This is a genomic window from Exiguobacterium sp. 8A (genome assembly GCF_902506275.1).
GTDB lineage: Bacteria > Bacillota > Bacilli > Exiguobacteriales > Exiguobacteriaceae > Exiguobacterium > Exiguobacterium profundum.
Window position 1 is genome coordinate 2,561,250 of the sequence record NZ_LR733630.1, and the last position, 13,897, is coordinate 2,575,146.

A 13,897-nucleotide genomic window follows, 5' to 3' on the forward strand; every position below is an offset into this window, starting at 1 on the left:
AGGAGTTTTGCACGATGGGAGTCACAATTGACTTGAATGCGATTCGCGAAAACAAACGCCGGATTGAAGCGCTCGGGCGCCCCGTGTTTGCGGTCGTGAAAAACAATGCCTATAACCTAGGAATGGAGCCAGTTGTGACGACTTTGTATGATGAAGGAGTCCGTCACTTCATGGTGACCACGTTAGAAGAAGCGATTGAAGTGCGAGCGCATGCAGAGTCGGCTCGCGTCCTCGTCATGAATCCGATATACACATGGGAACACGTGCATACCCATGAATTTGACGTCGCAATCGGCTCGTATGAATGGCTCGTTTCACAGCGTGAGCATCTCGATGGCGTTCGCCTTCATTTGAAATTAGACGTCGGCATGAACCGATTCGGTGCCAAAACGTTTGAAGAAGCGCTACAGATCGTTGCCTTCTGCCGAAATGAAGGATTGAACCTTGTCGGACTATGTACACATTTTCCGCTCGCGGATGCGGACAATGCCGAAGTCGAGCATAGCGTCCAAGTCGAACGCTTTGCCGACTGGTCGACACGTTTGATGGAACGTCATACGTTTGAATTGATTCATGCCGCGAACAGTGCGGCCACGCTTCAAGACGACTCGCGTTTGCACCATTGCACACATGTGCGTGTCGGTATTTTCTTATACGGTTATTCGTCGGTTGAGCCGGTTGAGTGGCTCGTACCTGCGTTTTATTGGGAGACAGAAGTGGTTGCCGTCCACGACATCGAAGCGGGGGCTCATGTCGGGTATGGAACGGGATATACCGCGGAATCGAAAGAACGGATTGCTGTCTTACCTGTCGGATATGGGGATGGATTGATGCGGGCGAGACGTCACTTGCCTGTTCACATCGAGGGGAAAGCATACCCGTTCATCAGTAACATCTTTATGAGCCATAGCTTCATCAAAGTCGACGAAGACGTACAAATCGGCGACCGCGTCACATTATATGGAATCGAGACGAAAATCGATGACGTGACACGTGTTGGCTATGCCAACAACTCAGAACAGCTCTGTGCCCGTTCGTGGCGTGTCCCACATCGCTTTGAAGGAGGAATTGTATGTACACCACCAATCAATCAGAATGTTTGATCGAAGGCGTGTCCGTCCGTGAACTTCAAGCGACGTACGGGACACCTTTATACATCATGAGTGAGCCAGAACTAGAGCGTCGCCTTGGAATTGTCCAGAATGCGTTTCTAGATAAGTATCCGAACACGTATGCGTTATACGCGTCAAAAGCGTTATCGATTGCGGCCGTTTATGAAAAAGTGATGGCCGCAGGGTTAAGTGTCGATGTCGTCTCAAGGGGTGAGATGTACGTGGCACTGCATGCCGGGGTACCGGCGGAGCGCATTCACGTTCACGGCTCAAACAAGACGATTCTTGACATCACGTATGCTCTCGAGCAGGGGATTACACACTTTACCATCGACAATATGCGGGAGATCAGTCTCTTGTCAGGACTTGCGGCTGAATACAATCGCGAAGTCGATGTGCTTCTCCGCATTGTGCCTCAAGTTGTCGGGGGTGCCCATGCGGCGATTCAAACGGGTGGGGTTGATACAAAATTCGGTTTCCCGACGCATGACGACACGTATTTAGACGCGATTCGTGCGACGTTAGAAGCTGAGCACTTACAGTTGAAGGGGATCCATTGTCACGTCGGTTCTCAAATTCAAGATCCGACCCTCTTCATCAACACGGTGAAGACGATGGTGCGCTTTATGGGTACGATTCGTCAGGAAACCGGCTATACGACGGACGTCTTGAACATCGGCGGGGGATTCGGCGTCGCTTATTTGGATGAAGACGAATATCTCGATTTTGCTCAGACGATGGAGCAAGTGATGGAGACGTTGGTCGAGGAGGTCGAGGCACGTGAATTGCCACTTCCGAAAATCGGGATTGAGCCGGGACGTTGGCTCGTCGCCAATGCGGGTGCCACGCTTTATGAGGTGGGGACCGTCAAAGAAGTGAGTGGCGTTCGTACATTCGTGTCTGTCGATGGCGGGATGACGGACAATATCCGTCCGGCATTGTATGATGCGGAGTATGAGGTCGTGGCAGCGACTCGGATGAATGAAGAGAAAACGCTTGAGGCAAAAATAGTCGGAGCGTGCTGTGAGTCGGGAGACATCATCTCGAACCGCTCATTGATTCCCCCTGTCACACCAGGTGATTTATTACTTGTCAAAGCAACGGGAGCGTACAATTTCTCCATGGCGAGCAACTATAACCAGATGCTTCGTCCAGCTGTTGTCTTCGTGAAAGACGGGGCACATCGACTTGTCGTTCGTCGCCAAACGTTTGAAGACTTGGTGGCATGTGAGGTCATTGGACAATCAACGTAAGACTGCAGAGCAATCTGTAGTCTTTTTTTGATTTTGAAATGAGAACGTTTTTCAATTATGATAGAGAAGAGAAAAAAAGGGGAAGTGACGGTCATGACAAAGACAGCAGCACAAAAGTTAATTGAAGAAAGACGTACGGTCCGTATGTTCAAGGAAGAACCAATCGATACGAAAGTGCTTTATGAAGTGTTGCAATCGGCACATCATGCACCATTTCACAATAAAGTCGAGCCATGGAACGTGTATGTGTTCAATGGAGACGGGAAACAAGTGTTACTCGATGCGCTCGAACCAGCCTTCTCGGAGGCGTCAGAGGGGCAACGCGAAAAAGTGACGGGACGAATTTTAAATGCGGCGGCCTGTATGTATGTGACGGCAAAACATTTTGAGACGGACAAAGGGAATCGTGACGCGTTGCTCGCGACGGCGACATTCATTCAAAATGTTCAACTGCTTTTAAGTGAACGTGAGATCGGAATGGTCTGGCGGACGGGTGGACTGTTTGATGATGCACGGTTGAAGGAAATGATTGGGGCGGAAGGGGAGACGTTTATCGGTCTCCTGCAAATCGGGAAATATGACACAGAAGATATCCCTACGCCGAAAGCGCGACAACCGATTGATTCGCATCTCATCATGTTTGAATAATAAAAAGCGAGCGATGGGGAATCCCTTCGCTCGCTTGATCTATATATCGGTCAGTTATCGCTTTAATTTTGTTGCGAGCCAATCTTGAATCACAGTCGTTGGAATCATCCAGTCGTTCCTCCATTTTTAGAATCTTCTTCTCTACTATTATCCAAATGCATACGTTCCCAAACCTCTCGATGTGCGCCATGAAGGGCATCATCGAATGAATCATCGATATGAAGGCCATAACTTGGATTGATGGACGAGGCATACAGGTCTAGCATGAGTTGATCATGGTTCGGATACATAGAGTGGGCTCCTTTCAATACATCAGCTTGGCTACAACTTCAGTATACAAAGGAACTATGTAGAAAATTCGAGAGAAACGTTAACATTTTATGAATCTTGTAAACGCTTTCACAATTGTTGGATTTCGCGAACTGGAACGCACGACTGCTTATATTGTTCGGCACGCTTGGCATATTTCTTTACCGTTCTCTCCATGATAAAACGATCTTCATCGTTTAATGGACGAACGACTTTTGCTGGGACGCCCATGACCATCACCCCTTCAGGAATTTGCATGTTTGGTGTGACGAGCGCACCGGCAGCGACAAAGGACCCTTTTCCAATCTTCGCCCCATCGAGTACGGTAGCGTGCATGCCAATCAAGCAATCTTCTTCAATCTCACAGCCGTGAATCATCGCCATGTGGCCAATCGAGACGCGATCATGAATGATTGTCGGTGAGCCTTCATATTGATGAATCATCGAACCATCCTGAATGTTGACGTATGAACCGATTTGAATGGGTCCTTCGTCTCCACGGATGACGGTATTGAACCATACTCCCGAGTGAGCACCGATGGTCACGTCTCCAATCACGTGTGCCCCTGGTGCAAGATAAGTCGTCGGATCGACTTTTGGTGTCAACTCTCCTAATTTGTATTGCATCGTTGTAACCCCTTTCAGAAAGATATGTTATCATTGTCGCACAACTTGAAAAAGAAATTGCAACGAAAAGAATATTCTTGGTAAGATAGTTAAAATACATTGAATAAGGAGATCAAGAGATGGAGAAACAACATTTGATTGACATCGCCGCAAAGAAAAAGAAAGCGGCCGTCGTCTTTAAAGACGTCGCAGTGATTGACGTGTACAGTCGTGAGACGATTCGTACAGACGTCGCCATCGACGCAGGATATATCGTGGCTATTGGGGAAGGGTACGATGGAGAGGTCGAGTATCACGATCCGACGTGGACGCTTGCGCCGTCCTTTATCGATTCGCACGTCCATATCGAGTCATCGATGGTCCCCCCGCATGAATTTGCGAAAGCAGTCTTACCACTTGGTGTCACAACGGTGATTGCTGACCCTCATGAGATTGCGAATGTGAACGGAGCACTCGGGATTGAGTACATGTTAGCAGATGCGAAAGGACTTCCACTCGACGTTCGGATGATGCTTCCGAGTTGTGTACCAGCGACACCATTTGAACATGCGGGCGCAAAACTGTATGCAGAAGATTTGGTACCGTTTTTAGGAGATCCAGCGGTGCATGGCCTGGGCGAAGTCATGGACTATCCATCAGTTGAAGCCGGAAGTGAAGACATGCTTCAAAAGATCGCGCAGACGGAACAAGCGGGTAAAGTCGTGGATGGACATGCTTCAGGTCTCAACCCCGATCAATTGAATGTATATCGCTCAGCAGGAATCATGACGGATCATGAATGTACGACTGCGGAAGAGGCGATTGAACGAGTGCGACGTGGATTCTACGTTCAAATTCGGGAAGGGTCCGTTGCTCGAAACGTGGAGAAGGTGAGCCTAGCCGTTACGGAAAGCAATGCCCACCGCTTCCTTTTCTGTACGGATGATAAGCATTTGGATGACTTGGTCGCGGAAGGTGGAATCGACTACAACATCCGTACCGCCATCAAGCAAGGGGTTAAGCCGGAAACGGCCTATGCCATCGCAAGTCTACATGCCGCAGAGACCTATGGATTAAAAGAGGTCGGGGCGATCGCACCTGGTAAGAAGGCGAACTTCGTTATCTTGTCAGACGTCGAATCGGTAAAAATCGAACAAGTCTATGTGAATGGTACGCTCGTCGCGGAGAAGGGGAATGCGACGTTTGAATCGGAAGGAATTGAAGTGCCAAAACCGATGAAAGGTGAGCTCGCTTTACCCGAATTGACCGCCGAGTCGTTCCGACTTGCCGCAAGTGAAGAAGAAATCGATGTCATTCAAGTGCTTCCGAACAGCTTGTTGACGAAACGACAGCGTCTCACGTTCCAACCAGACGCATCAGGCGCAGATTTATCGCAGGATATCGCGACGCTTGCCGTCATCGAACGCCATCACGGGACAGGCCATATGGCTCTTGCCCCGGTAACGGGATTCGGCTTGAAACGAGGTGCCCTAGCAGCCACGGTTGCCCATGACAGCCATAACTTGGTCGTCGCCGGGGTCAGCCCGGAAGACATGTTGCTCGCGGCGAGAACGCTTGAAAAAGTAGGGGGAGGGGTCGTCGCCGTATCGGAAGGAGAAGTGCTTGCCGTCCTTCCGCTCGAGATTGGTGGACTGATGACGAAGCGACCATATCGTGAAGTGGCAGAGATTCTGGAACAGCTCAATGATGCGCTAGATGTCGTGGGAGCCCATCGTCATTTCAATCCGTATTTGACGATGTCCTTCCTCGCCTTACCGGTCATTCCTGACTTGAAATTGACCGATATGGGATTGTTCGACGTGACCACGTTCTCATTCATCAACGCTTGACTCGGTCTAACGTATGATTTTTGTTAAGAACCGCCGATAACGATTGAATGCGTGACGGGAAGTTGGTATAGTTACGTCAAGTTTCATCGGGTCAACATTGAAAGGGGGGATATTACAGATGGAACAAGTTGCTTACAATCGGTCGTATGATGAACATGAGGAATTGATCAATTCTGTATATCGTGCTTTCAAGGACCGATGCGAAGAACTACCAGAAGAAACACAGACAAAACGTCGTTTACGACGACTCATTTTCTCTACGATTAAAGAACAGACGAAGTCTCACGCTGACCGATTCGTGTTGTATCACTTCTTCAACGACTTCTTTAAAGCGGTGGAAACGAATGACCAAGAAGCACTCGCTGTCTTGAAGCGAATCATTCGTGATGAAAAAAACTATTGATATGTGACACCAACCTGTGATAATTTAGACGTAACTTTAAATGAATATTCGTGCTATCGATGAGGTAGAGGTGCGATGCTGATGAGTAAGTAGTCGGAGGATGACAACGATGAGGACTACAAAAAGGCAGGATCGCCGAAGTGCAACACCATGTCCGTGGGGTTGTGCTGGGCTGACGGGAAATACCCGTCGGACTGCCATACATATTTACGTATGGAGCGCTCCAAGTCGGCTAAGAAAGACGGAACATCCAGCGAGGGTGTCGGCTTTGTTGCCGATGCCCTCGCTTTGCGTTTTTTTAAGCATAGGGGGGCCTCATCCTAATAAAAAAGGAGGAATTCAGCATGGTAGATTATTCAACATCGGTACTCTCACTCGTACCGGCATTACTTGCAATTATTATGGCAATCACAACACGAAAGGTCATCCCATCACTCGGTGTCGGGATTATCGCAGGAGTCCTTCTCTTGCATAACTTCAATCCAATTGATTCGATTCAATACTTGTGGTCGAACATCATCGCTTTATTCTGGGCGGATGGAGCCATCAACGAATGGAACGTCTTGTTGATTGCGTTCTTGCTCCTTCTCGGGATTTTATCGTCAATCATTCAAACATCAGGTGGCGCACGCGCATTTGGTGAATGGGCTGCGGCGAACGTCAAGACAGCACGCGGTGCACGTCTCGTCTCATTCGGACTTGGTATTTTGATTTTTATCGATGACTACTTCAATAGCTTGGCGGTCGGAAACATCAGTCGTCCACTCACAGACCGTAAAAACATCTCACGTGCAAAGTTGGCTTACACGATTGACTCAACGGCAGCACCTGTCTGTGTCATCAGCCCGCTTTCAAGTTGGGGTGCATATATCATCGCCATCATCGCAGGTATTTTGGCAAAATACTCGATTGACAGCTATTCGTCATTCTCTGCATTCATTCAAATCATCCCAATGAACTTCTATGCCGTCTTCGCACTACTCTTGACAGCATATGTGGCATTCACTGGACTTGCCATCGGACCGATGCGCACGCACGAACTTCGTGCCCTCCAAGGGGAGTTGTATGATTCGGCAAAAGGAAAACCGATGGGAATGAGCGAAGATTTACACGAGCACGAAGGTGGAAAAGTACGTGATTTGATCGTACCAATTATCACGCTTATCATTGCGACAGTGTCAGCGATGCTTTACACGGGTGGTCAAGCGCTCGCGGCTGACGGTCAAGACTTCTCGTTGATTGGAGCCTTCGAATCGACAGACGTGACACGCTCACTCGTTGCGGGTGTTGTCATCAGTTTGATTGTCGCATTCTTGCTTCTCATTGGTCGTAAAATCCCAACGCGTGACTATGGAAAAGCGGCATGGGAAGGCGTTCGTGCCATGTGGCCGGCTGTCTTGATTCTCTTGTTTGCTTGGACAATCATTGCGGTCATCAGCGACATGAAGACTGGTGAATACTTGGCGAGCTTCGTGACAGATACAATCGCTGCATCTTACTTGCCACTCCTTCTCTTCTTGATTGCCGGAATCATGGCATTCTCGACAGGAACTAGTTGGGGAACATTTGGTTTGATGCTTCCGATCGGTGCCGACTTGATCATGGCTGTTGAACCGGAACTTCTTCTCGCGTCACTTGCGGCTGTATTGGCCGGCGCGGTGTTTGGTGACCACTGTTCACCAATTTCAGATACAACGATTCTCAGCTCAACAGGAGCGGGCTCGCACCACATCGACCACGTGGTAACACAATTGCCGTATGCTATTCTTGCAGCGGTCGTGTCAGCGATCGGTTACTTGGTGCTCGGGATTACAGCATCGATTTGGATCGGATTCTTCGCTGCATTGATTTCGTTTATCGTATTGGTAGGAGTCGCAGAAGTGATTTCAAAACGTGGGAAAGTACCTGCAGAACTTCGCGCAAAACGTGAGGCGTGATATATGAAAATGACTTCCATCAAATCGATGGAAGTCATTTTTTATGTGCGGTCGTCACTGCATAAGTGAGACGGTCGAGTAGTTTACCGAGAATGAACCAAAAGAGAACTATGATGTACAGTGATAGGCTGTGGTAATGAAGATGAATGACGTACAAAGAAAACCAAGGTGTCTCGAGCAACCAAAATGGAGGCGAAGTAGATGTGCTTGTCATCCAATCCAGATACATTCATGATGCAGATCGTGACAGCTAATAAGGTGAACCGCAGTGTCAAACTCTTTATAGAGAGACTTTCACGACAGAAAAACCTCCCTGGTCCATGTAGGAATCAAGGAGGTTACAATCATTATTTCACGTCAAGCCACTTGAAACTTGCATCGGCACCGAACGGGTGACGGTACATGTTCTCGATGTTTGAACGCTCTAAGTATGCCTCACCTTTTTGATAAATCGGAGCGATGGCAAAGTCTTCTTCGAGAAGGATGCGTTCTGCTTCTTGCATTGCTTCCCAACGTTTCATCTGATCGGCTTCTTTCTTCGCAGATTGAATCAACTGATCATATTCGTCATTCGAGTACTCCATACGGTTAAACGGTCCGTCTGTGACCCACATGTCGAGGTATGTCATCGGATCCTGATAGTCAGGGCCCCAACCAGCTGCAGAAACGTCATATTCGCCTTTCCCTTCAAGATCAAGGAAGTTTTTGAACGGTTGCTGTTTGATGTTAAGTGTCAAACCAGGCAAGTTCTTCTCAAGTTCGCCTTTGATGAACTCGTTCACTTTCTTGAACGCTTCTTCGTCACGTGAGAGGAACTCGAGTTCGATTGTTTCAACACCTAATTCTTCTAATCCTTTTTCCCACGCGGCTTTTGCTTCATCTACGTTGTAGTTGAGGAGGTCTGGATACTTCTCACGGAAGTCAGCTCCGTCTTCTGTGAACGTGAAGTCTTTCGCTACGATATAGTTCGCCGGTTGCGATCCATCTGTTAAGATGACATCTGTTACACTCTGTTTGTCGAATCCTTTCGCAAGTGCTTCACGGATGTTGACGTTTTGGAGCGCTTCGTTCTTTTGGTTGAAACGAAGGAAGTTGATTCGAGCATCGGCACGCGTTTTGAACTCGTCGCTGTCTTCGAATTGCGGAACGAATTCAGAAGAGAGGAGCGTGTAGTCCGCTTCACCAGACTCGAACAAGTTGACCCCAGTCGATACGTCTTTTACGACTTTGACGTTGATCGTGTCCATCTTGACGTTTTCAGCATCCCAATATTCAGGGTTCTTCTTGTAAACCCATCCTGCATTGTCTTGCCACTCGCTCAAGACGTAAGGTCCGTTATAGAGTGTCTTGTCGACAGATGTTGCGAACTCTTCGCCTTGCTCTTCGACGTACTCTTGTTTTTGCGGCATATAAGTTGGGAATCCAGTCAAACCTAAGAAATAAGGAGCTGGTGCTTCCAATTGTACTTCAAGCGTTTTTTCGTCAATCGCTTTTGCGCCGAGGTCGTCGAGCGACATTTCACCCGCAAGGATTTTGTTCGCGTTTTTCAAGTCTTGAAGAATATAGGCATACTCCGCACCTGTTTCAGGATTGAGGGCACGTTTCCAAGAGTAAACGAAGTCTTCAGCTGTAATTGGAGAACCGTCCGACCAGTTTGCGTCACGTAACTTGAACGTGTATGTAAGTCCATCCTCAGATACTTCGACATCTTCGGCAATCCCCGGTGTCGGTTGGTTGTTCTCATCTAGACGATACAATCCTTCGAACACGTTGTTTGTCACGATGATCGATGTCGAGTCTGTTGTCAGTGTCGGATCGAGCTGCGGCAAGTCCGTCGCCGATACCATTGTGATTTCTTTTTTCGCATCGCTCGAAGATGAACCTTCTGAACTTGATGAGTCATCTCCTGTGCTACAAGCAGCCGTCGCCAATAATGCGACCCCCGATAACGCTAACCATTTTTTGTTACGCATCATACAACCTCCCGAAAATTCTGATAATTTAGAATATGTTGTAATTAAACTACATCTGACATGAATATGCAATGGAATTTTTCAAATTATCCGAAAATATAAACTTATTTAGAATGACTATTCATCAATCCTTTCAGGAAGTAGAATAGAAAAATCAACGAATGATTATACAATATTTTTGTATAGTTATTCGTATGGATAGGATAGTAGTGGAGGCGTTAACTTGAAACAACATTCAGCCGGAATCGGCTTTTTCGGTCTTGCGGCAATGGTCGTCGGGACCATGATTGGTGGAGGTGCGTTTAACCTGCCTGGTGCAATGGCACAAGGGGCAGGGGTCGGACCAGTTTTAATTGGATGGGGGATTACGGGTGTCGGCATGATTATGCTCGCCTTTGTGTTTCAGTTTTTAGCAAACACGCGGCCAGAGCTAGAAGGCGGAATTTACGCCTATGCCCGTGAAGGTTTCGGGAAGTTTGTCGGATTCAACAGCGGATGGGGGTACTGGATGTCGGCTTGGATTGGGACGGTAGCCAACATCACATTGATTTTCAGTACATTGGCTTATTTTTTTCCTATATTCTCAGCAGAACACCGACTGTTTCGCTTGTTCGTGAGTGTCGTTCTGATTTGGGGCTTATTTTGGCTTATTTCACGTGGGATGCGTGAAGCGGCACTTCTCAATATCGTGACAACGATTGCGAAACTCGTCCCGATTATCTTGTTCATCGTGTTGATCCTATTCGCGTTTAAAATAGATACGTTCCAAGTCGATTTTTGGGGAGAAACAGGGTTTGTTTGGGCGGATGTGTTTCCACAAGTGAAGTCGACGATGCTCGTCACACTCTGGGCATTTGTCGGTATCGAGGGAGCGGTCGTGTTGTCATCGCGCGCACGACACAAAAAAGATGTCGGTCGTGCCACGGTCATTGGCCTGATTGGGACGTTATTGATTTACATGATGATTTCCATCTTCTCGTTTGGTGTCATGACACAGGAGCAACTCGCTGCGTTGCCTGAACCGTCGATGGCATATGTGTTAGAAGCGGTCGTCGGCCCGTTCGGCGCAACATTGATTAACATCGGACTGCTCGTATCATTAACAGGCGCATTGCTCGGCTGGACGATTTTAGCGACGGAAATTTCGTACGTGGCGAGCCGGGATGGGGTGTTTCCGAAAGTATTTCACCGTTTGAATGCGAACGAGACACCAGTGAACGCGCTATTCATCACCCAAGCGTTCACTCAAGTGGTCACGGCCATCGCCTTGTTTTCAGAACAGACGTATCTCGTGCTTTCAAGCATCGCTGGAATCGCAGCACTCGTTCCTTATCTATTCTCGGCACTCTATGGATGGATGGAGGCGAAGCGGGCGACGTCGCTACGGATGATGGTCGTTTCCGGGATTGCCTCGCTATACGCCGCCTGGTTACTCTATGCTTCAGGATTCGAGTATGTCTTGATTGCGATGATTCTATACGCACCTGGCATCTTCGTCTTTCTTTTGGCAGAACGGGAACAAGGGCGACCGTTCTTGACCCGTACCCAATCGATGATTGCCTTGATTATTCTATTGTGTGCGACCTATGGCATTTATGGACTTTGGACAGCCACGATTGCCCTATAAGAAAACTCACCGGCGTCTCAAGCGTCCGGTGAGTTTTTTGATGATCGGAGTAATTGTTCGATTACACTTGGTGAAGCAGGTCTCGCATATAAATAGCCCTGGAAAGAATCGCAATCTGTCGACTTTAAGTGTGCCAACATCTCTTCATCTTCGACTCCCTCTGCGACGACGTGGAGATTTAAGCTCTTCCCAAGATGGACGATGACATCGAGGAGATGAGATTTGGACGCCATCCAATCATCGAGAAAGACTTTATCGATTTTGAGTTCATCGACCGGGAAGGACTTCAAATACTGCAAGGACGAGAAGCCTGTTCCGAAATCGTCAATCGACAGTCGATAGTTCAAGCGCTTGATTTGTTCCATGCGTTCGATGATTTCATCAGTTTGTTGCATGACGAGACTTTCCGTGATCTCCAAGATGATGTCTGCCGGGTCGAGCTGGAGTTGTTGCTTGATGTTTCGTAACGTATTCAAAAAACTGTCGCTTCGGAATTGATTAGGCGAAATGTTGATTGCCATCGAGAGCGGTTGATCGAACTCGGCTTTCCAGGCTTTCAGTTGTTTCGTTGCCTCTAAGATGACCCAGTTGTTGATGGGAACGATGAGTGCCATCTCTTCCGCGAGCGGAATGAACTCTGAAGGCGGGATTTGTCCCAGTTCGTCGTGATGCCAACGAAGGAGTGCCTCAAAACCGATGAGCCGGTCTGTGGCGAGTTCATACTTTGGTTGATACTCAAGATAAAAATGCTTTTCTTCAAGGGCTCGGTACATCGCCTTCTCAATATTGATTTGTCTCGAGAAAGCGGCATCCATATCTTTTGTCACAAATTGAATCGTACCGACGCCGATCTGTTTCCCTTTGAAGAGGGCACTTTCAGCACGTGTATACAGTTCCTCGAGTGAACTTGTCGAAGACGGATAAAATACGCATCCGATCGAAATCGATACCATGATGGAGTGATGGTAAATCCGGAACGGACGTTGCAGTTCGTGTTGCAGATGTCGGAGTACTTGGAACACTTCTTCTTTCGATTCCTCGAAGAACATGACACCGAACAGTCCGCCCGTAGGATGGAATAAAAGAGCGGATTCCGGAATGAGATGCAGTGCGCGCTCTTTGATTTGGATGAGAAGTTCGTTCCCAACGCGAGACCCGAATGACTCATTGATAATTTTGAAGCGGTCGATATCAAACAAGGCAATATGAAGGAGACCTTCTCGCTCATCGATTTGTCGAAGGATTGAGTCGTAGCGACGTAAAAACCCTTTTTTATTATAAAGTCCGGTCAACTCATTTTGATAAGCGAGGAACTGGACTTCTTTTTCAAGACGCTTCTTTTCCGAGACATCAAATCCGAATGCGGTATATTGAATCACTTCATTCTTCTCACTAACAATCGGTACGACAGTCAAGTTAAGCCAACACGGCTCTGACTCATGTTGCTTACAGGAGATCGGCATCTCACCGTTCCAAATCCGATTAGTCTCAAGTGATTTTAAAACGTTACGCGAAATCCCGTCCTGTTCACTTGAATCATGAATGAGTTCGAACCATTCGCGTCCGATTAGCTGTTGCTCCGTCGCATCGAGTAGACGGCATAACGAAGGATTAATGTCTACAATCTCGCCTTTCGCATTTGTCGCCAAGTAATGCGTGGACTGTTTGATCATCTCTTGAAAATGATGAAGTAGATTGAACTGTTCTGTACTGATGAGCGGTCCAAATCCTTTTGGGAGAAACGCTAAAAAATAACCATAAATCCCTTCGAGCGAAAAAGATTGCAGGTAGGCAGTCGCATAGATGACGGAGCCATCCTTATGTTGAAACGGCGTCATCGCCGTTGTCGAGAATGGATATTGAAGGAGGAGCGGCGACCATGTTTCGAGAGCATGATCTAATTGCCGGACGACCGGCAGTGGTTGATGGAGGACTTCGTCACGTTCCCAGCCGAATAAAACTTCGGCATGCGTATTCCATAATAGGACCGTACCATCTTGAGAAATATAACAACACGGAACAGATAAAGCATCGATGAATTCATCTACTGGTAAATCACGCAATGAAGCCACATCATTTCCTCCAATCTGTCATGCTAAATGCATATTCTAATGTCAGTGTACCTGATTTTGCCAATTCAAGGAATGCTTAAGTTCGTCATTGTCAAAAGAAAGAGGGA

Annotated in this window: 11 protein-coding genes and 1 riboswitch; of the genes, 7 read left to right on the forward strand and 4 right to left on the reverse strand. The window is 47.7% G+C overall.

The features are described from left to right. The first annotated feature begins 14 nt into the window (after nucleotides 1-14). The 3 genes from alr to GVY42_RS13445 all read left to right on the forward strand — a co-directional run bounded on the left by alr (nucleotide 15) and on the right by GVY42_RS13445 (nucleotide 3,013). Nucleotides 15-1,103 carry an alanine racemase gene (gene alr, locus GVY42_RS13435; protein WP_159563509.1) on the forward strand — a complete coding sequence of 363 codons (1,089 nt, stop codon included), beginning with the start codon at nucleotides 15-17 and terminating at the stop codon, nucleotides 1,101-1,103. Further along, on the forward strand, nucleotides 1,073-2,365 hold the full coding sequence (gene lysA, locus GVY42_RS13440; RefSeq protein WP_159563510.1) for a diaminopimelate decarboxylase: 1,293 nt from the start codon (nucleotides 1,073-1,075) through the stop codon (nucleotides 2,363-2,365). Before alr ends, lysA begins: the two co-directional genes overlap by 31 nt. Nucleotides 2,366-2,458: 93 nt before the next feature. Then, complete coding sequence (locus GVY42_RS13445) at nucleotides 2,459-3,013, forward strand: nitroreductase (RefSeq protein ID WP_236548967.1); 555 nt, start codon at nucleotides 2,459-2,461, stop codon at nucleotides 3,011-3,013. Nucleotides 3,014-3,117: 104 nt separating this feature from the next. Here GVY42_RS13445 and GVY42_RS13450 read toward each other — a convergent pair whose 3' ends face one another. Together GVY42_RS13450 and GVY42_RS13455 are read right to left on the reverse strand one after the other, a co-directional pair. Beyond that, complete coding sequence (locus GVY42_RS13450; protein ID WP_074037801.1) at nucleotides 3,118-3,303, reverse strand: hypothetical protein; 186 nt, start codon at nucleotides 3,301-3,303, stop codon at nucleotides 3,118-3,120. A gap of 109 nt (nucleotides 3,304-3,412) precedes the next feature. Then, nucleotides 3,413-3,949 carry a gamma carbonic anhydrase family protein gene (locus GVY42_RS13455; protein ID WP_074037800.1) on the reverse strand — a complete coding sequence of 179 codons (537 nt, stop codon included), beginning with the start codon at nucleotides 3,947-3,949 and terminating at the stop codon, nucleotides 3,413-3,415. Between the two features lie 119 nt (nucleotides 3,950-4,068). Between GVY42_RS13455 and ade the strand changes: the two genes are divergently transcribed. From ade to GVY42_RS13470, 3 genes are all read left to right on the forward strand, one after another. Further along, nucleotides 4,069-5,778, forward strand: a complete 1,710-nt coding sequence (ade, locus tag GVY42_RS13460) for an adenine deaminase (RefSeq protein ID WP_159563512.1) — start codon at nucleotides 4,069-4,071, stop codon at nucleotides 5,776-5,778. 118 nt (nucleotides 5,779-5,896) lie between these two features. Continuing rightward, nucleotides 5,897-6,181 (forward strand): hypothetical protein, encoded by a 285-nt coding sequence (locus GVY42_RS13465; protein WP_015880753.1) that lies wholly within the window; start codon nucleotides 5,897-5,899, stop codon nucleotides 6,179-6,181. A gap of 57 nt (nucleotides 6,182-6,238) precedes the next feature. Next, nucleotides 6,239-6,413: riboswitch (Lysine riboswitch) on the forward strand. Nucleotides 6,414-6,525: 112 nt separating this feature from the next. Continuing rightward, nucleotides 6,526-8,118 carry a Na+/H+ antiporter NhaC family protein gene (locus GVY42_RS13470; RefSeq protein ID WP_159563513.1) on the forward strand — a complete coding sequence of 531 codons (1,593 nt, stop codon included), beginning with the start codon at nucleotides 6,526-6,528 and terminating at the stop codon, nucleotides 8,116-8,118. A gap of 347 nt (nucleotides 8,119-8,465) precedes the next feature. On the opposite strand, the gene GVY42_RS13475 is transcribed toward GVY42_RS13470, so the two are convergent. Then, nucleotides 8,466-10,091 carry a peptide ABC transporter substrate-binding protein gene (locus GVY42_RS13475; RefSeq protein WP_159563514.1) on the reverse strand — a complete coding sequence of 542 codons (1,626 nt, stop codon included), beginning with the start codon at nucleotides 10,089-10,091 and terminating at the stop codon, nucleotides 8,466-8,468. Nucleotides 10,092-10,314: 223 nt separating this feature from the next. On the opposite strand from GVY42_RS13475, the gene GVY42_RS13480 reads away from it, so the two are divergent. Further along, the gene (locus tag GVY42_RS13480; protein WP_159563515.1) at nucleotides 10,315-11,718 is read left to right on the forward strand and encodes a basic amino acid/polyamine antiporter; all 1,404 of its coding nucleotides are present in this window, start codon (nucleotides 10,315-10,317) and stop codon (nucleotides 11,716-11,718) included. A 17-nt stretch (nucleotides 11,719-11,735) separates the two neighbouring features. Here GVY42_RS13480 and GVY42_RS13485 read toward each other — a convergent pair whose 3' ends face one another. After that, nucleotides 11,736-13,790: a bifunctional diguanylate cyclase/phosphodiesterase gene (locus GVY42_RS13485; protein ID WP_159563516.1), complete on the reverse strand. Its 2,055-nt coding sequence runs from the start codon at nucleotides 13,788-13,790 to the stop codon at nucleotides 11,736-11,738. Nucleotides 13,791-13,897 lie beyond the last annotated feature (107 nt).